The sequence below is a fragment of the Pseudomonas sp. CF161 genome (genome assembly GCF_000416215.1).
In the GTDB taxonomy this organism is placed as follows: Bacteria; Pseudomonadota; Gammaproteobacteria; order Pseudomonadales; family Pseudomonadaceae; genus Aquipseudomonas.
The window spans coordinates 52,784-76,109 of record NZ_ATLP01000091.1 but is presented as its reverse complement, the minus strand read 5'-3'; the positions used below and the strand labels follow the sequence as shown (position 1 = coordinate 76,109).

Here is a 23,326-nt window from a genome sequence, read left to right as displayed (position 1 = left end):
GTGCTCATGGGGCATCTCCCGCCAGTTGCTTGAGGGCCTTGGCGAAGAAATCCCGACCGCCGAAGTTGCCGGACTTCAACGCCAGGGCCAGGGGCTCGTCGCCCCCGCTGACAGTGGCCGGCACGCCTGGGTCGATCTGCGCGCCGATCTGCAACAGTTGCACGCCCAGGGCCTTGACCACCGCACCGGACGTTTCGCCACCGGCAATCACAAAGCGCCGTACCCCAGCCTGGCGCAGCCCCTTGGCGATCTCGCCCAGGGCATTTTCCACCAGGGCCCCGGCACGCTCGACACCCAGTTGCTGCTGCACCGACTTGACCTCGTCCGGGGTGCTGGTGGCGTAGATCAACACCGTGTGCTGCTGCTCGCGGGCAAAGGCCAGGGCTTGCGCCACCACCGGTTCGCCGGCGGCCAGGGCCATCGGGTTGATGCGCAGGGCCGGGCGATCGGCTTCCAGCCAGGCCGCCACCTGGCCAATGGTCGCCACCGAGGCACTGCCGGCCAGGACCACTTCGCCACCGGCCACGGTCGGCAGGCTCGACACATCGAAGTCACGCAGCTTGCCGGCACGGCGGAAGTTCTCCGGCAGGCCCAGGGCCAGCCCCGAGCCACCGGTCAGCAGCGGCAGGTCGGCGCAGGAGGCGCCCAGGGTATAGAGGTCCTGGTCGGAAAGCGCATCGGCGATGGCCATGCCCACGCCCTGGGCCCGCAGTTCGGCGATCTTTGCCCGAACCGCCTCGACGCCCTGGGCGACGCTGTCGTAGCGCAACAGGCCGACTTTCTGCGTGGTCTGGGATTGCAGCACGCGCACCAGGTTGGCGTCGGTCATCGGCGTCAACGGGTGATGCTGCATGCCCGACTCGCTGAGCAACTGGTCCTGGACAAACAGGTGGCCACGGAAAAGGGTCCGGCCGTTCTCCGGAAATGCCGGGCAGGCCAGGGTGAAGTCACTGCCCAGGGCCTTGAGCAAGGCCTCGCTGACCTGGCCGATATTGCCGGCGGCGGTGGAATCGAAGGTCGAGCAGTACTTGAAGAAAATCTGCTCGCAGCCTTGCTCGCGCAGCCAGTTCAGGGCGGCGAGGGACTCGGCCACCGCGTCATTGACCGGCGTGGTGCGGGATTTGAGGGCGATGACGATGGCGTCGGCATCCAGCCCCGCCGCCACTTCGCGACTGGGGATGCCGATGCTTTGCACGGTGCGCATGCCGCCGCGCACCAGCATGTTGGCCAGGTCAGTGGCGCCGGTGAAGTCATCGGCGATGCAGCCCAGCAACGGGCGGGAAAGGGTCGGGCTCATGGGGCGGTCCTCACACAGACTCGGGCTTGGCGGTCGGCAACTCGATGCCCGGGAAAATCTTGATCACGGCCGAGTCATCCTCGCGCCCGAAACCGGCGCTGGAGGCCTGCATGAACATCTGGTGCGCGGTGGCCGACAGCGGCAGCGGGAATTTGCTGGCACGGGCGGTATCCAGCACCAGGCCCAGGTCCTTGACGAAAATATCCACCGCGGACAGCGGCGTGTAGTCGGCCTTGAGGATGTGCGGCACGCGGTTTTCAAACATCCACGAGTTGCCGGCGCTGTGGGTGATCACTTCGTACAGGGCGTCGGCGTCCACCCCTTCACGCAGGCCCAGGGCCATGGCTTCGGCGGAGGCGGCAATGTGCACCCCGGCCAGCAGTTGGTTGATGATCTTGACCTTGGACCCCAAGCCATGGGCATCGCCCAGGCGGTAGACCTTGCCCGCCATGCCGGCCAGGATCGCCTCGGCCTTGGCGTAGGCCTCGGCCGGGCCCGAGGTCATCATGGTCATTTCGCCGGCTGCCGCCTTGGCCGCGCCACCGGAGATCGGCGCATCGAGGTACAGCAGGCCTTGCTCGGCCAGGCGCTGCCCGAGGTCCACGGCGTAGGTCGGGGCCACGGTGGCACAGCCGATCACCAGGCTGCCGGGGCGCAGGGCCGCAACCGCCGCACCGTCGCCGAACAACACGCTTTCAGTCTGCTCGGCGTTCACCACCACGGTGATGATCACGTCACATTCGGCGGCCATCTGCGCGGCGCTGGCACACGCCACCCCGCCTTCACTGGCGAACTGCTCGGTGACCGCGGCGCGCACATCGCAGGCATGCACATTGAAGCCGCTGCGCAACAGCGAGCGGGCGATACCCAGGCCCATGGCACCGAGACCGACAACACCGACGTTTTTGTTATTCATGAACAACTCCAGAAATAGGCGACGGCGTTCCCTGCGCGGCAGCGCGCAGGCGGCGGGCCGCGTCGAGGGAATAGAGGTTGGCGCTGATCAGCGCGCTCCCGGGCAGCGCCTGTTCGGCGACGGGAGCAGTGAGCAGCGATACGGCGTGCCGGATCACCGCAGGGCTGACGCCAAAGGCGGCGGCCAGCAGCTCGGCGGGTTCGGCGCGGGCAACGCGCAGCGAGGCATGCAAAGAGGGGGCATGGGCCGACCGAGGAGCCTTGGCGCTCGGCGGGTGCAACGGGGCCTTGTCGTACATGAGGGCCATCCTGCTTGGTTTTGTTGTCAGGTTGGAACAGATAATCCACCAATGAACGGATTATGTGAAGTTATTTTTCAATCTAACATTTTTTAACATCAACACTCACACAGCCACCCTTCTCAGCCCGCCTCGCCGCCCAGCCGCCACCACCGATACCGCGCCGCCCGGCGCCAGGGACGCGAGCGCTCTACCGCGCGTCGGCCAGCCTCGATATTCGGCCGAACAGCGCCAGCAACCCTGACCTGGATCAGTTCAAGCGCCCAGGCCCGGGTCGATGCTCGGGACACAGGGCCACCGACTGACGGTAGCGCCCCTCATCGCACTGGCGTTGACCCCCTTGCCGGGCTGGTGCCTGATGCTGAGTCCCGCAATGTTTGGATAAGGATGATTCGACATGGCAACGATCCAAGTTCTCGCAGGTGACTTCCTGCAAGGTGATGGCGAGTACCGCAACGGCAGCTTCAGGTTGAAGACCGCCTTCAATACCTCCCCCGGCGTGGTGCTCAAGGCCTCGGCCTTCAAGACCCTGGAAATCGCCACCCAGGATTCCGTCGCCAACAAGGATGCACTGAGCTTCGGCATCGCCGGGGCCATGCTCCTGGGGCCGGTGGGCGCGATTGCCGGTTACCTGATGGCGGGCACCCAGACCGAAGTGACGTTTCTCGGCACCTTCAATGACGGTCGGCAATTATTGGCCGCCACCGACAGTCAGACTTATCGGGATATATCCCGGCAACTGTCCGCCCCCTAATACCCCTTCATTAATGACAACAGTGCTCACGGCTATATGCCCTGAGCACTGACTTGCAATAACGACGCAATGAACTACGGCAATAAATATCACACTGCCATAAATTAGCCGACTTCCTGTACATTTCCTGTCTGAGGCCAATTAATACACTCATCCGGGTGGTTTTAATGTTGACTTCACCCCCCCCTCGCCAGTAAATTGCGCGGGCCGGCAACACCGGCCATTTTTCAACTCACTAAAGAAGCCAATGGACACAGTATCTAGACCCTGTCTGGCCGCTGCCTCTGCGCAGAACCAGGCACTAACCCAGGCAATGACGGGACTCGACTCTTCGGTCGGGTGAGCTGCGCTAGAGCTTGATGCTCCATCGTAACTTGCCTCCACCGGAGCCAGTCCGGTCGTGAGGTAATGTTATGAACTTCAAATCCACAGTAATGCCAGGCGTACGCGCCTTTGCTTCGACGATGCGCGTCAAGCTGTGCCGTGAGCGCAGCATCGCGGCACGCTCGCCCTTCGCCACCCCCTGCGCCCTTGCCCAGGCCCACCTGCGGTCCAATTGGCGCGTCTGCCCAGCCACCGGTCAGCTCCAGCAACGCTGGTGTGCCGATGACAGCCAGGACCCACAGAGTCGGAGTCTCGCGCAGCTGTTCCAGCAGGCCGGGATGATCTACAGCCTGTACCTCGGAACCCGCACTTTCCACTGACCCGAAGACACTTCCGTGTTCTTCCCGAGCGTTTTCCTTATATAAGGAATTCGGCAACTTACTGTTGCCCGCTTTAAATGAAATCAATTGGAGCCTGTTATGGAAGAGGCCAGTAGTAGGTTCGCTGTATCTCTATTGTCACGGAGTATGCAGCGAACGTTAAAACCAATAAAACGCAACTACCTGAATCGATCGCTTACTTGCGGCTCGACATACTTTCGCTCGTCTTTAATCAGGTGAGTTGTTTGTGTGTCGTGCCGCAAGACTGCGGCGGGAGCACACGCAATGACTACAGCAGTAAAAAAACCCAAGGCCCAGAACGGCAACGCGTCCAGCGACGAAAACAAGCTGTCGATGCGGGCGGCCCGGGAAGCCCAGAACAGCCTTGACGTAACCCTGGGCAACGTCAAATCCAACACCAATGGCCTGACCGAACTCGACGCCGAGGGCCGCCTGCACCGGGACGGCTTCAACGAAGTGGCCCACGACCACCCGCCCCACGCCCTGGTGCAACTGCTCCAGGCCTTCAACAACCCCTTCATCTATGTGCTGATGACCCTGACCGGCATCAGCTTCATCACTGACTTCTGGCTGCCGCTGCAAGACGGCGAAGAAACCGACCTCACCGGGGTGATCATTGTCCTGGTCATGGTCCTGGCCAGCGGCCTGATGCGTTTCTGGCAGGAACACCGTTCGGCCAAGGCCGCCGAGGCCCTCAAGGCCATGGTGCGGACCACCGCCGCAGTCCTGCGGCGCGAGCAGATGGGCATGCAGGCCGAACTGCGCGAAGTGCCGATGCGCGACCTGGTGGTGGGCGACATCGTGCGCCTGTCGGCGGGCGACATGATCCCGGCCGATATCCGCCTGATCGAATCCCGTGACCTGTTTATCAGCCAGGCTGTGCTGACCGGCGAAGCCTTGCCGGTGGAGAAGTACGACACCCTGGGCGCGGTCCAGGAAAAGTCCGCCAACAGCGTCGCCGCCGACCAGCAGGACCTGCTCGACCTGCCGAACATTTGCTTCATGGGCACCAACGTGGTCAGCGGCACCGCCACGGCCGTGGTGGTGGCCACCGGCTCGCGCACCTACTTCGGTTCCCTGGCCCGTTCCATTGTCGGCACCCGCAGCCAGACTGCGTTCGACCGTGGGGTGAACAGCGTCAGCTGGCTGCTGATCCGCTTCATGTTGGTGATGGTGCCAATCGTGCTGCTGATCAACGGCTTCACCAAGGGTGACTGGAGCGAAGCGTTCATGTTCGCCCTGGCAGTGGCCGTCGGCCTGACCCCGGAAATGCTGCCGATGATCGTCAGCGCCAACCTGGCCAAGGGCGCCGCCGCCATGGCCAAGCGCAAGGTGGTGGTCAAGCGCCTCAACGCGATCCAGAACTTCGGCGCCATGGACGTGCTCTGCACCGACAAGACCGGCACCCTGACCCAGGACCGGATCATCCTCGAACGCCACGTCGATATCACTGGCGGGCGCTGCGACCAGGTGCTGCAACTGGCCTGGCTCAACAGCTACCACCAGAGCGGCATGAAAAACCTGATGGACCGCGCCGTGGTGCGCTTCGCCGAAGAAAACCCCAAGTTCAGCCCGCCCCAGGCCTGGACCAAGGTCGACGAACTGCCGTTTGACTTCGTCCGTCGCCGCCTCTCGGTGATCCTCGCGGACGACACCGGCCATCACCTGATGGTGTGCAAGGGCGCGGTCGAGGAAATGCTCGAAACCGCCACCCAGGTCCGCCAGGATGGCAAGGTCATCGAACTCACCGCCGAGCGCCGCGCCGCACTGCTGGAGCAGGCCGAGGAATACAACCGCGACGGTTTCCGCGTGCTGCTGGTGGGCACCCGCGACCTGGCACCCGGCGAGATTCGTACCCAGTACAACGCTGGCGACGAACGCGAGCTGGTTATCGAAGGCCTGCTGACCTTCCTCGATCCGCCCAAGGAAACCGCGGGCCCGGCCATTGCCGCCCTGCGTGAAAACGGCGTGGTGGTCAAAGTCCTGACCGGCGACAACCCGATCGTCACGGCCAAGATCTGCCGCGAAGTCGGCCTGGAAGTCGGCGTGCCGGTGCTGGGTCGCGACATCGAGCAAATGGATGACGTGTCCCTCAGCCGCCTGGTGGAAGAGCGCACGGTCTTCGCCAAGCTCACCCCGTTGCAGAAATCCCGGGTGCTCAAGGCCCTGCAGGCCAACGGCCACACCGTGGGCTTCCTCGGCGACGGCATCAACGATGCCCCGGCGCTGCGCGATGCCGACGTCGGTATCTCGGTGGACAGCGGCACCGACATCGCCAAGGAATCGGCAGACATCATCCTCCTGGAAAAGAGCCTGATGGTGCTGGAGGAAGGGGTGATCAAGGGTCGCGAGACCTTCGGCAACATCATGAAGTACCTGAACATGACCGCCAGCTCCAACTTCGGCAACGTGTTCTCGGTGCTGGTGGCCAGTGCCTTCATCCCGTTCCTGCCGATGCTGGCGATCCACCTGCTGTTGCAGAACCTGATGTACGACTTCTCCCAGCTGGCCCTGCCGTGGGACAAGATGGACAAGGAATACCTGAGCAAGCCGCGCAAGTGGGACGCCAACAACATTGGCCGTTTCATGCTGTGGATCGGGCCGACCTCGTCGATCTTCGACATCTCCACCTTCGCCCTGATGTGGTTCGTGTTCGCCGCCAACAGCGTGGAAATGGCCGCTCTGTTCCAGTCCGGCTGGTTCATCGAAGGCCTGCTTTCGCAGACCCTGGTGGTGCACATGCTGCGGACCCGCAAGATCCCGTTCATCCAGAGCACCGCCGCGTTGCCGGTAATGCTGGCCACCGGCCTGGTGATGGCGCTGGGGATCTACGTACCGTTCTCGCCGCTGGGCGCGATGGTCGGCCTGGTACCGCTGCCGTGGGAATACTTCCCGTGGCTGGTCGGCACCCTGCTCTGCTACTGCGTCGTGGCCCAGACCATGAAGACCATCTACATCCGCCGCTTCAAGCAGTGGTTCTAAGCACCTGAGACCAGGGTGGCCGGCCGGTTTGGCGGCCACCCTGAATCGGTAATGGCTCCTCCCGACACCTGGGGAGAACGACGATGCGACTGATCCAATACCTGTGGCAACCGCTTGATCGGGCACTGCGTGCAGTGCTGGTGATCGGCCTGTCGAACAGCGCCAGGCTCCTCACCGCCCTCAGCGTCCGGCTCTATGCCAGGGGCTGGTTGAGCGCGGTTGAAGTCCGATTTCTCCTGGCGTTCAGCAGCGCCATCAACCGCACCTCAATCCGGGTTGCGGCCCGCTAGACAATGAAACAGTTCAAGGAGAGTCCTCATGTCGGGAACTACTCTGCTAATCAATCTCGCTGGTTCCATCGCCCTGTTGCTGTGGGGCACCCATATGATTTCCTCGGCCCTGCTACGCGGTTTCGGCACGCAGTTGCGCCAGTGGCTGGGGCAAAACCTGACTAACCGCTGGATGGCCCTGGCCTGTGGCATCGGCATCACCGGGGTGCTGCAGAGCAGCACCGCCGTCAGTCTGATGGCCACCTCCTTTACGGCCGCCGGGACCTTGAGCCTGGCGCCGGCGCTGGCAGTGATGCTGGGCGCCAATATCGGCTCGACCCTGGTGGTGCAACTGCTGAGTTTCGATATCTCGATCGTCACCCCGCTGGTGTTGCTGGTCGGCTTTATCGTGTTCCGCCTGCGGGACGACTCACGCTTCGAAAGCCTGGGCTGCGCCCTGATTGGCCTGGGCCTGATGCTGCTGGCCCTGCGCATGCTCGGCGCCACCCTGGGCGACGTCGAAGGCTCGGCGATTTTCCAACTGCTGATGCGCAGCCTGGACGGCGAACTGCTGCTGGCGCTGCTGGTGGCCACGGTGCTGGCCTGGGTCTGCCACTCCAGCGTCGCGGTGGTGCTGCTGATTGCGTCCCTGGCCGGCGCCGGCCTGCTTTCGCCATCCACCAGCATGGCCCTGGTGCTGGGGGTGAACATCGGCGGCGCGCTGCCTTCGCTGGTCAACGCCGGCTCCAGCGTCGCCCGGCGCCTGCCCCTGGGCAATTTTCTGGTGCGCCTGAGCGGGGTGCTGATGCTGTTGCCCTGGGTGCCGTTGCTGGCCCAGCCCCAGCTCCTCGGCCAACTGCCGCCGGCGCTGCTGGTGGTGGGTGTGCACAGTGCCTTCAGCCTGGTGCTGGCCCTGCTGTTCATCGGCCTCACCGCCCCCCTCGCCGCCCTGCTCACCCGGCTGCTGCCGGAGCCCGAGCGGGTGGTGGACCCCGGGATGCCGCTGTACCTGGACGAATCCGGCCTGGAAGTGGCCAACATCGGCCTGGCCAACGCCGCCCGCGAAGCCCTGCGCATGGCCGACATGCTGTCGAGCATGCTCAGCCGGGTGCTGCAACTGCTGCGCACCTCGGAGCAGGCCAATGCCGATGAAGTGCGGCGCATCGACCAGTCCCTGGACCTGCTCAGCGCGGCGATCCGCGCCTACCTGGCGGATATCGGCAAGGAAGGCATCAGCGACCAGGATGCCGACCGTTCCCAGGAGATCCTGATGTTCGTGATCAACCTGGAACACGCCGGCGACATCCTCTCCACCAGCCTCGCGCAATTGGCGGCGCGGCGCCTGCGTCGGGGCGAGCACTTCTCGGCCTTCGAACTCGGCACCCTGTACCCGTTGCACCGCGAAGTCCTCGAAAGCCTGAGCCTGGCGGTGACCGTGTTCCTGCGCGAAGACCTGCCCACCGCACACCAACTGGTCAACCGCAAGGAAGTGGTGAGAAGGCTCGAAGCCATGGCCAGCCGCGAGCACTTTCGGACCTTGCGCGAAGACAAGAGCGCCTGGGCCGAGTCCGGCGATATTTTCCAGCGCCTGCTGCGCGACTACCGCCGCGTGCATCACCACATCGCCGCCCTGGCCTACCCGGCCCTGGAACGCGCTGGGGAACGCGACATCAACGGCGGCCTGGTCGGTGACGGCCTGGCCGACGCTCCCGACACCATTGACCGCAAGGAACCAGAGCAATGCGCATCCTGATCTGCGCCGGGCGCCACTGCACCGACATCCACCTGTGCCGGCGGGTGCTGGAAGCCTTCCAGCGCATGCACGAAGTGCGAGTCCTGATTCACGGCGGCAGCCAGTTCCTGGGGGCGGAAATCGAAGACTGGGCCCGGGAAGTCGGGGCCGACATCGTGCGTTATCCGCCCAACTGGCAGCTCCACGGCAAGCACGCCGAGCGCCTGCGCAATGCCTTCATGCTCAAGGACAGCCGCCCCGACCTGGTGATTGCCCTGCCCGGCGGCGAGGACACCGAAGAGCTGCTGGCCCGGGCCAAGGCCCAGGGCATTCAGACCCTGTCGGTCACTGACCGGCAATAACCCACCCCTTTCCACCCACAACGAGTCGTCCTCATGACCGAAGAACCCAACAGACGCTGCGCCCTCTTTGCGGGCCTTGATTCGTTCACCACCTGCGTCCCCCTTCGAACGTCCCCTGCGTGCCAGCACGCAGGGCGCATCGCCCCGACCCTGCCGGAGTTCCTCCATGCTCAAGCCCAAACGTAATAGCGCCCCCAACCCGGGCCCATTCACTTCCATCAGCAACAACCTGCCGCCCTCCCGGGTACGGATGCTGCGGCGCAACCTGCAGTTCATCAGCCTGATCCTGGTGTTGATCGTGCTGCTGTCCCTGTTCTCCACCGCCCGTGCGGCAGGCGGCGCCTATGTGGTTGACGATGGCGGGATCAACGCCCCGGGGGAATGCAACGTCGACCTCTGGCACCAGAGCAATCGGCATGACCATTCCAGCCAGCAGACCGTGCTGTCGCCGGCCTGCACCTTCCAGGCCCTGCCGTGGGCCCAACTGGGAGTCGAAGTGCAACACGGCCGGGAAGACGGCGCTTCCGAGACGCAACTGAGCCCGCAGCTCAAGGCGCAACTGTGGGACCGTGAAGACCTCGGCCTGCAACTGGCCCTGGCCACCTCGGCGCACGTGGCCCTGAACCGCAGCCACGCCTTTGACGGCGCCGACTTCAACCTGCCCCTGACCTACTCGCCGATCCACGCCCTGCGCCTGAACCTCAACGCCGGCTGGAGCCATACCTACGATGATGGCCAGCGCAATCACCGTTGGACCTGGGGTACAGGACTGGAGTACGACCTGGCCGAGAGCCTGACCCTGATCGCCGAACGCTACGGCCAGCGCGGCGGCGATAACGCCTGGCAAGCCGGGCCCAGGCTGCATGTCGGTCAACGCATCGACCTCGACCTCGTGCTCGGGCAAAACCTCAACCAGACCCGCGACCGCTGGCTAAGCACCGGCGCCACCCTGCGCTTCTAACCCGTAGCCGCTGCCGAGGTACGAGGCTGCGCTGGCCCTCATGGGCGCCGTAATCCACCCGGGAGAAATACGGCGTTTTACAGGGCCAGCGCAGCCTGCGGTGGTTACACGGTTACTGGCGGTAATCGGGGGCGGTGCGGTCGAGGAGGCGCAGCAGGGCGGACCAGGCCAGTTGCATGGCGTCGGGGTCGTTGAGCTCGCCCTCTTCCAGGGGCCTTGCCGGGTCGTTGAACTGGCGTTCGGTGTATTCGCACACATCCGCCGGTGGCAGCACCAGCTCTCCCGCAGCCTGGGCCGCGAGCTGGATTTCGCAGGCTTTCTCCAGGTAATACATGCGCAGGAACGCCTGGCTGACGCTTTCGCCCACGGTCAACAGACCATGGTTGCGCAGCATCAGCACCGGTTTGTCCCCCAGGTCGGCCACCAGCCGTTGCTGCTCGCCCATGTCCAGGGCCACGCCTTCGTAATCGTGATAGGCCACGCGCCCGTAAAACTCCATGGAAATCTGGTTCACCGGCAGCAAGCCACACTTGAGCGCCGCCACCGCGCAACCGGAGCGGGTGTGGGTGTGCAGCACGCACTGGGCATCCTCGCGGGCGCCGTGGATCGCACTGTGAATCACGAACCCCGCCGGGTTCACCGGGTAGGGCGAGGCCTCCACCGCACGCCCGTCGAGGCCGATCTTGACCAGGTTCGACGCGGTGATTTCGTCGAACATCAGGCCATAGGGGTTGATCAGAAAATGGTGTTCCGGCCCCGGCAGGCGCACCGAGATATGGGTAAAGATCAGGTCGGTCATGCGAAAGTGCGCAATCAACCGGTAACAGGCGGCCAGTTCTTCACGCAACTGCTGTTCAGTAGCGCTGCGCCCAAGAGCGGCGGCGCCAGGCGGCGGTGCAAGGGTGTTCATCATCAGGTGCTCCAGGCTGATCGGCTGCGCGAACAATAGGGCTGGACGCCAACCGACGTCCAGCCCGCCCCGCCACTACTTGCTGGCCCAGGCGTTGAAGCGCTCTTCGAGCTCCTCGCCATGATCGACCCAGAACTCGACGTTCATCGACAACGCTCCCGTCAGGTTCTGCGCCGAGGTCGGCACCCATTGCGCCAGCTTCGGATCGAGCTGCGCCGCAGCCTGGGTATTGGTCGGCCCATAGGGGATCTGCTGCACGTAATTGACCTGCACCTCAGGCTGGTTGGCGAAGGCGATAAAACGCTTGGCCTGGTCGACATGCCGCGAGCCCTTGATGATCGCCCAGTAATCCATGCCATACAGGCTGCCCGGCCAGACCAGCGCCAGGGGGCTGCCACCCTGGGCCGCCGAGGCGATCCGGCCGCTGTAGGTCGAGGTCATCACCACGTCGCCGGCGCTCAACCATTGCGCCGGTTGCGCGCCGGCTTCCCACCACTGGATGTACGGCTTGAGTTCACCCAGCTTGGCGAACGCGCGGTCGACACCGGCGGGGGTGGCCAGGACCTTGTACACGTCCTCGACCTTGACCCCGTCCGCCATCAGCGCGAACTCCAGGTTGTACACCGCGCGTTTGCGCAGGCCACGCTTGCCGGGGATTTTTTTCACGTCCCAGAAATCCGCCCAGGAGGTCGGCGCCTGGGCCAGCTTCTGGCGGTCATAGGCAATCGCCACGCTCCAGACCAGGGCCGCAGAACCACAGTCTTGCGCGGCATCGGGAATCAACTGCTCGGCATGCCCCAGGGCCTTCCAGTCAAGGCGCTCGTACATGCCCTCCTCGCAGCCGCGCATCAGATCCGGGCCTTCGATCTGCACCACGTCCCAGTCGACGCTGCCGGTGTCGACCATGACTTTGATCCGCGCCATCTCGCCGTTGTATTCGCTCTGGATCAGCTTGCTGCCGTCGGCCTTGCTGAAGGGCTGGAAGATCGCCACGTCCTGGGCTTTTTGTCCGGCTCCGCCGTACCCGACCACCACCATGTCCGGTGCTGCCTGAGCGCTGCCCAGGCCGGCGGCCAGCAGCAGGAACAACGGATAAAGGCCCTGTTTGCGCGTGTTCGATTTCATCATTGGTTCCTCGTGCAGGTCCCCCTTGGGTCATCGCCGCCAGGGTCCTTTTTTATTGTTGTGAGGGGGGCCCCAGGAGCGGGCACAAAACGAAGCTACTGCAACCGCAAGTAAAAAAACAAGTTGATTTTTTACTGAGGGTAAATTTCTATAGGCCAATAATAAAAATGCCGAATGCCCGCCTTCGCGCCTTCGGCCCGCCTGGAGCTTTCCCATGTCGACGCCGTCCTCCGCTTTCACGCACCTGTTCGAGCCGTTGCAGATCCGTGGCAAACGCCTGAAGAACCGCATCATGTCCAGCGGCCACGACACCTCCATGCCCACCGACAACCTGGTCAACGAGCAGTTGATCGCCTACCACCGGGCGCGGGCCGAGGGCGGCGTCGGGCTGATCGTGCTGCAGGTGGCCGGGGTCCATGACAGTGCGCGCTACACCTCCCACGTGCTGATGGCCACCGATGACGCCTGCATCGACGGCTACCGGCGCCTGGCCGACACCTGCCACGCCCACGGCACCCTGGTGCTGTCGCAGATCTTCCACCCGGGGCGCGAAATCATGGAGTCCAGCGATGGCCTGCTGGCCGTGGCCTACTCGGCCTCGGCGGTGCCCAATGAACGGTTCCGGGTCATGCCCCGGGCCCTGGACCAGGGGATGATCGACGAAATCATCCGCGGTTACGCCAGCGCCGCCCGGCGCCTGCACCAGGCCGGGCTGGATGGCGTGGAGGTGGTCGCCAGCCATGGCTACCTGCCGGCGCAATTCATCAACCCCCGGGTCAACCAACGCAGCGATGGCTACAACGGCGACCTGGAGCAGCGCCTGCGATTTGTCCGCGAGGTGATCGCCGCGATCCGCGCCAGCACCGACGAGCAGTTCATCATCGGCCTGCGCATCAGCGCCGATGAGCGCGACCCCGAGGGCCTGAGCGAGGACGATTCCCTGGCCGCGGTGCAAGCCCTGCAGCACGAGCTGGATTACGTGCACATCGTCGCCGGCACCTCGGCGTCCCTGGGCGGCGCGGTGCATATCGTGCCGCCGATGGCGATCGAGGCCGCGTACCTGGCCCGGGAGGCCGGGACCTTCAAGGCCAGCTTGCAGATTCCGCTGTTCGTCACCGGGCGCATCAACCAGCCCCAGGAAGCCGAACTGATCCTGGCCCGTGGCCAGGCCGACGTGTGCGGCATGACCCGGGCGCTGATCTGCGACCCGCAAATGCCCAACAAGACCGACAGCGGGCGCGCCGAAGATGTGCGCGCCTGCATCGCCTGCAACCAGGCCTGCATCGGCCACTTCCACAAAGGCTTGCCGATCTCCTGCATCCAGCACCCGGAAACCGGGCGCGAGCTGCAATTCGGCACCTTGCACAGCAGCGCCCGGCCCAAGCGGATCATGGTTGCCGGCGGCGGCCCGGCCGGGATGAAGGCCGCCGCGGTGGCTGCGCAACGGGGGCATGCGGTCACGCTCTACGAGGCCAGTGCGCAACTGGGTGGCCAGGTGCTGCTGGCGCAATTGCTGCCACGGCGCAGCGAGTTCGGTGGCGCCAGCACCAACCTGCAACGCGAGATGCAACTGGCCGGGGTGCGGGTGGTGCGCAATACCCGGGTCGACCGGGCGCTGGTGGAACGCGAGCGCCCGGACCTGGTGATCATCGCCACCGGCGCCGAGCCCTATTGGCCGGCCTTCGAGCGCGGCGGCGACCTGCAAGTGGTGGATGCCTGGCAGGTGCTGCGCGACGAGGTGCAACTGGGGCGTTCGGTGGTGGTGGTGGACTGGCGCTGCGACTGGATCGGCCCCGGCATCGCCGAACGCCTGGTGCGCGCCGGGCATCAGGTGCAACTGGCGGTCAACGGCACCCACTGCGGGGAAAACCTGCCGCTCTACGTGCGCGACCAACTGGCCGGCGAGCTGCATCGCCTGGCCATCCCGATCATTCCCTACGCGCGCCTGTACGGCTGCGACGACAACACGGTGTACCTGCAACACACCGCCAGCGGCGAACCCATGCTCCTGGAAAACATCGACAGCCTGGTGCTGTGCCAGGGCCACCAAGTGGTCGACACCCTGGGCGACGAGCTGCAGGGGCTGGTGGAGTTTCGCCGGATCGGCGACTGCCTGGCGCCGCGCACCGCCGAAGAAGCGATCTACGAAGGCTTGAAAGTCGCCTGGGAGCTGTAAGGCTGTTTTATACTCCGCACCTTTTCCAGGATCGGGCGCCCCGGCGCGCCCACCTCCACGGTTCGGAGCACGCCATGAGCAACAGCAGCAAGATGCCGCCGGCCACCAGCGCGCCCCCGCCCGACGGCAACGCGGCGGGCCCGCAGTTTCTCGGCACACGGATCCGCGGCCTGCGCAAACGCCGCGGCATGACCCTGGCCGAGCTGGCGCAAAACAGCGAGCTGACCGCGGGTTACATCAGCCAGTTGGAACGCAACCTGGCGTATCCGTCGATTCCGGCGCTGTTCAACATTGCCCGCAGCCTGGGCGTGACCATCCAGTGGTTTTTCGCCAGCGAAACCAATACCGCGCCTGAAGACCAGGGCTACGTGGTGCGCCGGCAAAACCGCATGAGCGTGCATTACGAAAACGGCATCGTCGACCAGTTGCTGACCCCGCAGCCGACAAGGCAGCTGGAGTTCCTGCATTCGCGGTTTCCGCCGGGCACCTACAGCCAGCTCAGCTACAGCCACGAAGGCGAAGAAGCCGGCTACCTGCTGGCCGGCAGCTTTGAGCTGTGGGTCGGTGAACGGCACTTCCAGCTCAACGAGGGCGACAGCTTCAGTTTTTCCAGCCAGGAGCCCCATCGCTACGGCAACCCGGGCGAGGTCGATGCCCTGGTGCTGTGGGTCATCACCCCCCCAACCTTTTAGTTTTCAGGTCATCCTTCATGCACCCTTTGATTCGGCACAGCGCCCCATGAGCCGCCTGCCCTCGCTCCAGATCGACCTGGCCACCATCCAGGACGCACCACAGTTGCATGGCCTGCTGCGCGATGCCCTGGGTTTCCCGCATTGGTACGGCTGCAACTGGGACGCCTTCTGGGACGCCATCAGCGCCCTGGTGGAGATGCCCGAGCAACTGGTTTTTGAGCACTGGCCGGGGTTCGCCGAACGCCTGCCCCGCGAGGCGCGGATGATTCAGGAGTGCCTGGAGCGACTCAGGCAGCTCTACCCCGAACAGGCCTGCCACACCCTTTACCGCTAAGCCACACCCTTTACCCCAACAAGGAAGAAGATCCCCCGAATGGCCTTTATCTCCCTCAACAACACCCTGGCTGGCCTGCTGCTGGTCGCGGCCACCCTCCACGGTTCGCTGGCCCAGGCCCAGACCAAGTCCTTCGAAGAGCGCAAGCAGCAGATCCACGCCATGGACCAGCAGGTCTCGGCCGAGGGCAGCGCCCGCAAGGAGCGCTCCGAAGCCCTGCTGCGCGCCGAGGGCGTGCCGCTGCCGGCGGGCCTGCCGGCAATCGCCACCCAAGCCAATGCCCACCCACGCAGCACCGACGCCGTCGCCTACCGCGCCATGGCCTTGCTGGTGGTCGCGGCCAAGGGCAGCGGCCTGGAGCAGCCGACGGTGGACAAACTGGTCGAGGGCTACAACCTGACCTCGCGCTTTACCCCGGAAGAAAGCCTGTTTATCGCCAACCCCCAGCCCTCCGAAGAGCAGCGCATCAAGTTCTCCTGGCGCTACGAATCGGCCTGGGTCCTGCTCTGGGCCCTGGGCTATGTCGACACCCTGGACAAGCCGCAGAACGTCTGCGACGTCAACCGCGCCGCGGCCATCATGCTCAAGCGCACCCCCGAGGAATTCATCGCCGACGCCAAGCCGCGCCCGCTGCAAGAAGTCCTCGACCAGACCGACCGCACCTACCGCTATGACTGGAACGTGGTCGAAGCCCGCATGAAAAACACCGCGCCCCCGGCCGGCCTCGACGCCAGCGTGACCTATGAACGCCACTACGCGTTCAACTGGTTGATGGGCTACATGGGCCAGGAATGGGACGACGTCAATACCGATACCTGACAGGAAAACCGCCTGCGCTGCGCAGGCCAGCCCAGCCCAGCAACAGCCAGCGCCCTCGCCACACCTGAAGCGCTGGCTGCCAACGGATCGGCCTGACGCCCCCCCTGTTTTTTTCAAGGAGCCATCGGATGGTCAATGTGTTGTTTATCTGCAGTCAGAACCGCCTGCGCAGCCCCACTGCCGAGCAGGTGTTCGCCGATTGGCCGGGGGTCGAGACTGCCTCGGCCGGGATCAACCACGATGCCCAGGTGCCGGTGTGCCCGGAGCTTCTGGAGTGGGCCGACCTGATCCTGGTCATGGAACCCCGGCATCGCAGCAAACTGTCGAGCAAGTTCAAGCCGCACCTGCGGGACAAAAAGATCATCTGCCTGAACATCCCCGATGATTTCGAGTTCATGGCCCCGGAATTGATCGAGATCCTGCGCAAGCAGGTGCCGCAGTTTTTGCCAGACTGACCCCCACCGTCACTCAAGGATCGACCCGCTATGGCCCTGGAACTGTTCGACCTGCCGACCTGCCATGTGCTGCTGGAGATCGAGAACTATCAGTTCCCCGGGCACACGGATCGCCTGGATGCCAACTGGCTGCAGGTTCGCGGCCGGATCCAAGACCCGCGCGGCAGCTGGAGCTTTGTCGACCCCTGCCTGACCACCCAGGAACTGCTGAAACTGGAGCGTTGGCTGGGGGCCCTGGATCCCGGCGCGCCGGTCAGCCAGTCCTGCTACTTCACCGAGCCGTGCCTGACGTTTCACTTCAACCCCGGGCCGCACCCGGCCCTGGAGCTGGTGTTATCCCACGAGGCCGCGCCGCCCTGGGCCAGCGACGAGCAACGCCTGGAGGGCGTGTCGTTGCAAGTGCCGCTGGCCACCAACAGGCCCGAGGTGCTGCAAGCCAGGGTGCAGGGACTGATCGCGCGCTACCCGGTTGTGGCGTGAACCGCTGAGCGGCGTCAGCGCGCCAGCAAGGCCTCGCTCAAGGCCGCCGAGGCGTTGTACAGCGCCATCTTGCCGCGCAACAGCACCTGGGCGCTGCGCCGATAGGCCGCGGCGTCGATCAGCACCTGCTCGCCGTCCAGGCGTGCGGTGATCAGGGTGTCGAGCACGCCGGCAGGGTTTTCGATCGACAGCGGGAATTCACCCACGCTGGCGCCCAGGGCCTGGGGCGCGCTGAGCACGTCATGGGCCACCGTGCCCTCGATCAGGCACGCCGCCGCCAGGCAGCAGCCACCGGAAACCGCCAGGGACGGATGGGCGCTTTGCGGGGTGAAGTAGCGGGTATTGATGTGGCCGCCGGCCTGCGCCGGGCTGACGATGCAGATTTTTGGCAGGGTCTCGCTGCGCCGCAGTTCATCGGCGCTCATCAGGGCGCCGCTGCGATTGCGCAGTTGCATGCGCTGGCCGCCTTCGACCAGCAGATCGCTCAGGGCCGCCTTGAACACCGGATCGGCATCCAGTTGCGCCGGCGTTTCATAGCCGCTTTTGCCCAGATCGGCGGCGTTGACGATGATCATCGGCACCGCGACATCGATGCAGGTCGCGGCAATGCCATTGAGCCTGTCGCGGCGCTGGCCGCTGGGAAACAACGCCCCGGTCTTGGCCCCCACCGGGTCGTGCAGAAACAGATCGACCCCGGGAAACACCCCGTTGACCCCCGGGATGCGGGTGTCGCTGAGCAGGCGGCCATTGGCAAACCCTAGGCGCGCATAGAGCGTGGTCCGGGTGTTGGTATTGAAGATTTCGATCTGCGCCGTCGGCTCCTCCGGCGCCAGCCAGCCCCGGGCCAGGGCATAGAGCGGCAAGGCGGCCGACATATTGCCGCAGTTGACGCTCCAGTCGATGTGGCTCTTGCCGGCCGCCAGCTGCGCCAGGGTGCTGGTCATGCGCGTCTCGCCGGGCCTGCGCTCGACGATAAACACCTTGTTGCTGGTCGGAATGCCACGGCCCAGCCCGGTGATCTGGGTGTTGCCCGGCCATTCACCGGCCAGCGGCACGCCCATCAGGTGGCGCAGCAACTCCTCCAGCAGCGCTTCGTCTTCGGGCACGGCTTCCCGGGCCAGGACCAACCCGGTCGAGGTGCCGCCGCGCATGTGAAACACCGGAAACTGAAGAATGCCGGCGTCAAGCGTGCAGCGCTGCGGGTCTGTGTTCATGGTCGGCTCGGGGCGATGGGCGAAGTCAGGGGGCAAAGCCTAAAGCCGTTGCCCGGCCTTTGACCAGCCCTGGATCGGCACCGCTCACGAATAGACGCCCACCACCCGCCGCACCTTGAGCAAGGCCTCGCGCAGCCCCCCCATCTCCAGCGAGCCCAAGGCCAGGCGCAGCGCGTGGGGAACATGGGCCGAGGTGGCGAACGGTTCGGCGGTGGACACCGACACCTGCTCACGCAGCAATTCCATGGCGACCTGATCCGCGCGGACCTCTTCGGCCAGGGGCAGCCACAAAAAGTACGAAGACGGGTGGCGCACCACCGGCAACCCCGCCAGCACCTGGTCGGCCAGGGCCTGGCGGGCCTCGGCGTCGGCGCGCTTTTGCGCTTCCAGGCGGGCGACCGTGCCATCGTCGATCCAGGCACAGGCAATCGCCGTCAGCATCCCGGCGGTGTTCCAGGTGGTGGCCCTGATACTGCGTTCCAGCGCCGGCACCTGCGGCAGGGGCGCGGCGATAAAACCAACCCGCAGGCCGGTGGCGACATTCTTGGAAAACCCGGACACATACAACGTTCTTTCCGGCGCCAGGGCGGCGATCGGCGGCGGCGCCTCGGCGGCCAGAAATGCATAGGCCCCATCCTCGATGATCGACAGCCCATGCTCGCGCGCAATCGCCACCAGGTGCCGGCGCTGTTCCAGCGCCATCACCCAGCCCAGGGGGTTGTGCAGGGTCGGCATGGTGTAGACCGCCCGCACCGAGCGCTGGCGGCACAGTTGGTCGAGGGCATCGAGGTCCGGTCCCTGGGCCGTGGCGGGGATCGGCAACACTTCAAGGTGCAGGGATTCGGCCAGCACCTTGAACCCCGAGTAAGTCAGTGCATCGGCGGCGATCACATCCCCCGGTTGCAGCAACGCCATCAGCGCCACCGCCAGGCCGTGCTGGGCGCCGCTGACGATCAGCACCTGCTCGGCCTGCACCTGCAGCCCTCGGCTCAACAGGTGGCGCGCCACGCAGGCCCGCTCATGCAAACGCCCGGCATGGGGCTGGTAGCGCAGCAGGGACTCCAGGTCACCGGACAACGCCAACTGACGCAGGGCCGTGCGCAGCAGGTCGGCCTGCCCGGGCACCGAGGGGTAGTTGAAATTGAGGTCGAGCATGCCCGCCACTGCATCCGGCTGGTCGATACCCTGCCCCGGTGGCAGCGCGGTTTCCCGGACAAAGGTGCCGCGCCCGGTTTCGCCGCTGACCAGGCCCATGGCCTCCAGCTCGGCGTAGACCCGGCTGGCGGTGACCAGGGCCAGCCGGTGTTCGGCCGCCAGTTGGCGGTGGGTCGGCAGGCGCGTGCCGGGCGCCAGGCGCCCGCCACGAATATCGGCGGCGAAGCTATCAACCAGGGCTTTATAGCGGGCGCGAGGCATGAGCAATGTATCCATGACAATTTTTTGATTGTATCGAGAGCGGGTCATAGCATGCGCTTCATGCCACCCGCCTCGCCACTGTAATCCTGGCCCTGGCCTTTCCCTCCCTGCAATCGAGTGTGACCCTGATGGAACAGACATCGAACCCGACCCACCCGCCCCTGGAAAAAACCTCCAGCGGCTGGCTCAACGGATTGATCGGCGTGATTATTTTCAGCGGCTCGCTGCCCGCGACCCGGGTCGCGGTGCTGGAGTTCGACCCGGTGTTTCTGACCGTCGCCCGGGCCACCATCGCCGGCCTTCTGGCGCTGTGCATGCTGCTCGCGTTCAAGCAGCCGCGCCCTGCCCGCAGCCAGGTACTGCCGCTGTTAATAGTCGCCATCGGCGTGGTGGTGGGCTTTCCGCTATTGACCGCCCTGGCCCTGCAATATGTGACCTCCGCCCACTCCATCGTGTTTCTCGGCATGCTGCCCCTGGCGACGGCGGTGTTCGGCGTGTTGCGCGGCGGCGAACGGCCGCGCCCGGTGTTCTGGCTGTTCTCGGTCCTGGGCAGCGCGCTGGTGATGGGGTTCGCCCTGTCCCAGGGCCTGAGCGCCGCCCCTGAAGGCGACATCCTGATGCTGTTGGCGGTGCTGATCTGTGGCCTGGGTTACGCCGAAGGGGCCCGCCTGTCGCGCAGCCTGGGTGGCTGGCAGGTGATCTGCTGGGCGCTGGTGCTGGCCTTGCCGGTCATGGCCGGCGGCGCCTGGCTGCTGGCCCCGGCCCGATTTGCCGGCATCAGCCTGCCGGCCTGGCTGAGCCTGGGCTATGTGTCGCTGTTCAGCATGCTGATCGGGTTCGTGTTCTGGTATCGCGGCCTGGCCCAGGGTGGCATTGCCGCCGTCGGCCAGTTGCAGTTGCTGCAACCCTTCTTCGGCCTGGCGCTGGCCGCCACCCTGCTCCACGAACAGGTCAGCCTGGGCATGCTCGGGGTCACCGTGGCGGTGATCGCCTGCGTGGCCGGGGCCAAGCGGTTTTCCCGCTAGCCCGGCGCACCTCCTCGAGAATCAGGCGCGGCGCGCCAGCAACAGCACCGAGGCCGCCGCCGACAACAAGGCGGCGCAGCAGCGATTGAAGATTCGCTTGCCCGCGGGCTGGGCAAACCAGCGCCGCATATACAGCCCCATAAAGGCGTAGCCGCTGATGGCGATCCACTCCAGCAGCAGGAACAACCCGCCCAGCACCAGAAACTGTGGGGAGATCGGCGCAGCCGGGTCGACGAACTGCGGCAGAAACGCAGTGAAGATCAGGATCGCCTTGGGATTGCCAATCGCCACCAGAAACTCCTGCCGCGCCAGGGCCAGCAACCCCAGGGGCGCGGTGTTGCTCTGGGCCTCGACCCGGGTATCGGCGCGCCACAACTGATACGCCAGGTACAACAGGTAGCCCGCACCGAGGATCTTGATCCCGTAGAACAGCAGCTCCGAGGCTTGCAGCACCACCGCCAGCCCGGCCGACGCCAGGGCGATCATCAGCGAAAACGCCAGCAGCCGACCCACGCCGGCCAGGCACGACGTGCGAAAGCCGTAGGTCGTGGCGTTTCTGACCGACAGCAGGTTATTCGGCCCGGGGGCCATATTCAGGGCGAAGCAGGCCGGGAGAAACAGCGCCAGGGTGGCCAGGTTCATGGGAGCTCCAAATGCAGGTGGGGTGACAGTTTTTAGTCAGGACCGGAAAACTTAAAGAGCATCCGGGCGCGATGCAAGCGCCGGTGCACGCCCCCCTTCCATCGTCCCCCACTCCCTCACTGATTCAGGGTTTCGTTGCCCGCCCCGTGGGTTTTGCCCATCCGCGCCTCAAGCCGTTTTACGCTGCAGATCCAGGGTGGTGCCGATCAGTCGGGTGAAGATACTCAGCAACTCCAGGGTCTCCGGGTTTTCCAGTTTTCGAGGCAAGGCATCGAGGGCGCATAAGGTGCCGAACACCGTGCCGTCGGCAAAAACGATCGGCAGCGAGATGTAGCTTTCAAAACCATGGTGCTTGGGCAGCGGGTGTTCCGAGAACACCGGGTCGAGGCTGGCGTGTTCGATCACGATCGGCTTGCGAGCCAGGCGCAGTTGATTACACAGGGTGGCCTCGATCAACAGCTCATCGCCCACATTCACGCCGAACTGCAATTCGTCATGCACCGCGCAGGCGACCCAATGGGTGTCGGTCATCTTGGAAATAGCGGCGAATCGCATACGGGTCAAACGGGTGGTCAGCCTCAGGATATTTGAGGTGACTTCGATTTCAGCAATCGCAGCCCGTTCTTCAGCGGTAAGATTTTTTATAACCCACACTCCTGACAATGATTGATAAACCACCCTCCCCCTCACGCCACCGGCATGGACGCCGTGGCGCACCCGCTGAACAGCCTGCGGCTGCCATCGGCCGCTTGCGGGTTGCGCCGAACCGCTCTGGGCGTGGCAGGCCAGGGCTATGAAATGATCGGCAACGGCACTCTCGGCTTGAGCCTGCTGCGACGAATGACACGCACTGCATGCAGGATCCCGAGCGCCCCGGGGAGCGGTGATTTGGGATAGAAAGCAGCCGAGAGAAAAGGTTCAGGCGGGCCAGGTGCTAATCTGCCCGGCACATCCTGCCGCGGAACCTTGCCATGACCCTTGCCGACAGCCTTCTGGCCTTCACCCTGGCCGCCACGCTCCTGACGATCACCCCCGGGCTCGACACCGCCCTGGTGCTGCGCACGGCCACGGTCGAAGGCAAGCGCCAGGCGATTCAGGCGGCCCTCGGGATCAACGCCGGCTGCCTGCTGTGGGGCGCGGCGGTGGCGTTTGGCCTGGGCGCGCTGATCATGGTTTCCGAACTGGCCTACACCGCCCTCAAGTACTGCGGCGCGGCTTATCTGTGCTGGCTCGGGCTGAATATGCTGCTGGCGCCACGCAGCGCGATGGGAGCGGCCAAAACCGCGGGCCAGCGCGGCGCCAACTGGTTTTTCAAGGGCCTGCTGGGCAATGTGCTCAACCCCAAGATCGGCATTTTTTATGTGTCGTTCCTGCCGCAATTCATCCCGCAGGGCAGCCCACTGGTGCCGTGGACCTTCGGCCTGGTGGCCATCCATGTGGTGCTGGGGTTGGCCTGGTCGCTGCTGTTGATCGGCGCCACCCGCCCGCTGAGTACCTTCCTGCAACGAGCGCGGGTGATGCGCTGGATGGATCGCACCACCGGCACGCTGTTTCTGTTGTTCGCCGCGCGCCTGGCCTTCAGCAAACGCTGAGCAATGGCCTCACGCCCGGCCGGCGTTCGGCTCGGTAGTGATCGCCGTGGGGGATGGGGCCCGGGCCGCGCCGCGACGCACCAGTCGCTGGTGCTGCGCTAAGCCCAGGTGCAACGCCGCCCGACGCCGCAAGGCGTGGGGCGGCGCAGG

The 23,326-nt window shown here is 65.1% G+C and carries 24 protein-coding genes; 15 read left to right on the top strand and 9 right to left on the bottom strand.

The window, feature by feature from the left end; translation table 11 throughout:
- Nucleotides 1-4: 4 nt before the first annotated feature.
- From otnK to CF161_RS19500, 3 genes are read right to left on the bottom strand one after another with little or no spacing between them, the layout of a single operon-like run.
- Complete coding sequence (gene otnK / locus CF161_RS19510; RefSeq protein ID WP_020298322.1) at nt 5-1,297, bottom strand: 3-oxo-tetronate kinase; 1,293 nt, start codon at nt 1,295-1,297, stop codon at nt 5-7.
- Between the two features lie 10 nt (nt 1,298-1,307).
- Nucleotides 1,308-2,213, bottom strand: coding sequence for an L-threonate dehydrogenase (gene ltnD / locus CF161_RS19505; RefSeq protein WP_020298321.1), 906 nt, complete (start codon nt 2,211-2,213; stop codon nt 1,308-1,310).
- Nucleotides 2,206-2,511: a hypothetical protein gene (locus CF161_RS19500; protein WP_020298320.1), complete on the bottom strand. Its 306-nt coding sequence runs from the start codon at nt 2,509-2,511 to the stop codon at nt 2,206-2,208. The genes ltnD and CF161_RS19500 overlap by 8 nt, the downstream gene beginning before the upstream one ends.
- Before the next feature lie 397 nt (nt 2,512-2,908).
- Here CF161_RS19500 and CF161_RS19495 point away from each other — a divergent pair, with 397 nt between their 5' ends.
- The 7 genes from CF161_RS19495 (at nt 2,909) to CF161_RS19465 (ending at nt 10,296) form a co-directional block, all read left to right on the top strand.
- On the top strand, nt 2,909-3,265 hold the full coding sequence (locus tag CF161_RS19495) for a hypothetical protein (protein WP_020298319.1): 357 nt from the start codon (nt 2,909-2,911) through the stop codon (nt 3,263-3,265).
- A 413-nt stretch (nt 3,266-3,678) separates the two neighbouring features.
- Nucleotides 3,679-3,969, top strand: coding sequence for a hypothetical protein (locus CF161_RS19490; protein ID WP_043229864.1), 291 nt, complete (start codon nt 3,679-3,681; stop codon nt 3,967-3,969).
- Between the two features lie 285 nt (nt 3,970-4,254).
- The gene (gene mgtA, locus CF161_RS19485; protein ID WP_020298317.1) at nt 4,255-6,972 is read left to right on the top strand and encodes a magnesium-translocating P-type ATPase; all 2,718 of its coding nucleotides are present in this window, start codon (nt 4,255-4,257) and stop codon (nt 6,970-6,972) included.
- Nucleotides 6,973-7,055: 83 nt separating this feature from the next.
- Nucleotides 7,056-7,262, top strand: coding sequence for a hypothetical protein (locus tag CF161_RS19480; protein ID WP_020298316.1), 207 nt, complete (start codon nt 7,056-7,058; stop codon nt 7,260-7,262).
- A 28-nt stretch (nt 7,263-7,290) separates the two neighbouring features.
- Nucleotides 7,291-8,994 carry a Na/Pi cotransporter family protein gene (locus CF161_RS19475; protein WP_020298315.1) on the top strand — a complete coding sequence of 568 codons (1,704 nt, stop codon included), beginning with the start codon at nt 7,291-7,293 and terminating at the stop codon, nt 8,992-8,994.
- Nucleotides 8,982-9,335 (top strand): DUF2493 domain-containing protein, encoded by a 354-nt coding sequence (locus CF161_RS19470; RefSeq protein ID WP_020298314.1) that lies wholly within the window; start codon nt 8,982-8,984, stop codon nt 9,333-9,335. The genes CF161_RS19475 and CF161_RS19470 overlap by 13 nt, the downstream gene beginning before the upstream one ends.
- Before the next feature lie 166 nt (nt 9,336-9,501).
- Complete coding sequence (locus CF161_RS19465) at nt 9,502-10,296, top strand: hypothetical protein (RefSeq protein WP_020298313.1); 795 nt, start codon at nt 9,502-9,504, stop codon at nt 10,294-10,296.
- Nucleotides 10,297-10,408: 112 nt separating this feature from the next.
- On the opposite strand, the gene CF161_RS19460 is transcribed toward CF161_RS19465, so the two are convergent.
- Nucleotides 10,409-11,206 carry a class II aldolase/adducin family protein gene (locus tag CF161_RS19460; protein WP_043229876.1) on the bottom strand — a complete coding sequence of 266 codons (798 nt, stop codon included), beginning with the start codon at nt 11,204-11,206 and terminating at the stop codon, nt 10,409-10,411.
- Nucleotides 11,207-11,281: 75 nt separating this feature from the next.
- Nucleotides 11,282-12,331: an ABC transporter substrate-binding protein gene (locus CF161_RS19455; protein ID WP_020298311.1), complete on the bottom strand. Its 1,050-nt coding sequence runs from the start codon at nt 12,329-12,331 to the stop codon at nt 11,282-11,284.
- Between the two features lie 214 nt (nt 12,332-12,545).
- On the opposite strand from CF161_RS19455, the gene CF161_RS19450 reads away from it, so the two are divergent.
- From CF161_RS19450 to CF161_RS19425, 6 genes are all read left to right on the top strand, one after another.
- Nucleotides 12,546-14,507 carry an FAD-dependent oxidoreductase gene (locus CF161_RS19450; protein WP_020298310.1) on the top strand — a complete coding sequence of 654 codons (1,962 nt, stop codon included), beginning with the start codon at nt 12,546-12,548 and terminating at the stop codon, nt 14,505-14,507.
- Nucleotides 14,508-14,599: 92 nt separating this feature from the next.
- Nucleotides 14,600-15,199, top strand: a complete 600-nt coding sequence (locus tag CF161_RS19445) for a helix-turn-helix domain-containing protein (RefSeq protein WP_177326791.1) — start codon at nt 14,600-14,602, stop codon at nt 15,197-15,199.
- 46 nt (nt 15,200-15,245) lie between these two features.
- Complete coding sequence (locus CF161_RS19440) at nt 15,246-15,533, top strand: barstar family protein (RefSeq protein ID WP_020298308.1); 288 nt, start codon at nt 15,246-15,248, stop codon at nt 15,531-15,533.
- 39 nt (nt 15,534-15,572) lie between these two features.
- Nucleotides 15,573-16,352, top strand: coding sequence for a DUF4272 domain-containing protein (locus CF161_RS19435; protein WP_020298307.1), 780 nt, complete (start codon nt 15,573-15,575; stop codon nt 16,350-16,352).
- A 128-nt stretch (nt 16,353-16,480) separates the two neighbouring features.
- Entirely contained in the window at nt 16,481-16,807 is a 327-nt protein-coding gene (locus CF161_RS19430) for a low molecular weight protein tyrosine phosphatase family protein (RefSeq protein WP_020298306.1), read from the top strand.
- Between the two features lie 30 nt (nt 16,808-16,837).
- The gene (locus CF161_RS19425) at nt 16,838-17,287 is read left to right on the top strand and encodes a hypothetical protein (protein ID WP_020298305.1); all 450 of its coding nucleotides are present in this window, start codon (nt 16,838-16,840) and stop codon (nt 17,285-17,287) included.
- A gap of 14 nt (nt 17,288-17,301) precedes the next feature.
- Here the strand turns inward: CF161_RS19425 and CF161_RS19420 are convergent, their stop codons facing one another.
- Both CF161_RS19420 and CF161_RS19415 read right to left on the bottom strand, forming a co-directional pair.
- Complete coding sequence (locus tag CF161_RS19420; protein ID WP_020298304.1) at nt 17,302-18,501, bottom strand: PrpF domain-containing protein; 1,200 nt, start codon at nt 18,499-18,501, stop codon at nt 17,302-17,304.
- Nucleotides 18,502-18,585: 84 nt separating this feature from the next.
- On the bottom strand, nt 18,586-19,917 hold the full coding sequence (locus CF161_RS19415) for a PLP-dependent aminotransferase family protein (RefSeq protein ID WP_020298303.1): 1,332 nt from the start codon (nt 19,915-19,917) through the stop codon (nt 18,586-18,588).
- 128 nt (nt 19,918-20,045) lie between these two features.
- On the opposite strand from CF161_RS19415, the gene CF161_RS19410 reads away from it, so the two are divergent.
- Nucleotides 20,046-20,942 (top strand): DMT family transporter, encoded by an 897-nt coding sequence (locus CF161_RS19410; protein WP_020298302.1) that lies wholly within the window; start codon nt 20,046-20,048, stop codon nt 20,940-20,942.
- 21 nt (nt 20,943-20,963) lie between these two features.
- Here CF161_RS19410 and CF161_RS19405 read toward each other — a convergent pair whose 3' ends face one another.
- Nucleotides 20,964-21,584, bottom strand: a complete 621-nt coding sequence (locus CF161_RS19405) for a LysE family translocator (RefSeq protein WP_020298301.1) — start codon at nt 21,582-21,584, stop codon at nt 20,964-20,966.
- A gap of 168 nt (nt 21,585-21,752) precedes the next feature.
- Nucleotides 21,753-22,229, bottom strand: a complete 477-nt coding sequence (locus CF161_RS19400; protein WP_043229874.1) for a GAF domain-containing protein — start codon at nt 22,227-22,229, stop codon at nt 21,753-21,755.
- A 326-nt stretch (nt 22,230-22,555) separates the two neighbouring features.
- On the opposite strand from CF161_RS19400, the gene CF161_RS19395 reads away from it, so the two are divergent.
- Complete coding sequence (locus tag CF161_RS19395) at nt 22,556-23,176, top strand: LysE family translocator (RefSeq protein WP_020298299.1); 621 nt, start codon at nt 22,556-22,558, stop codon at nt 23,174-23,176.
- The last annotated feature ends 150 nt before the right edge of the window (nt 23,177-23,326 follow it).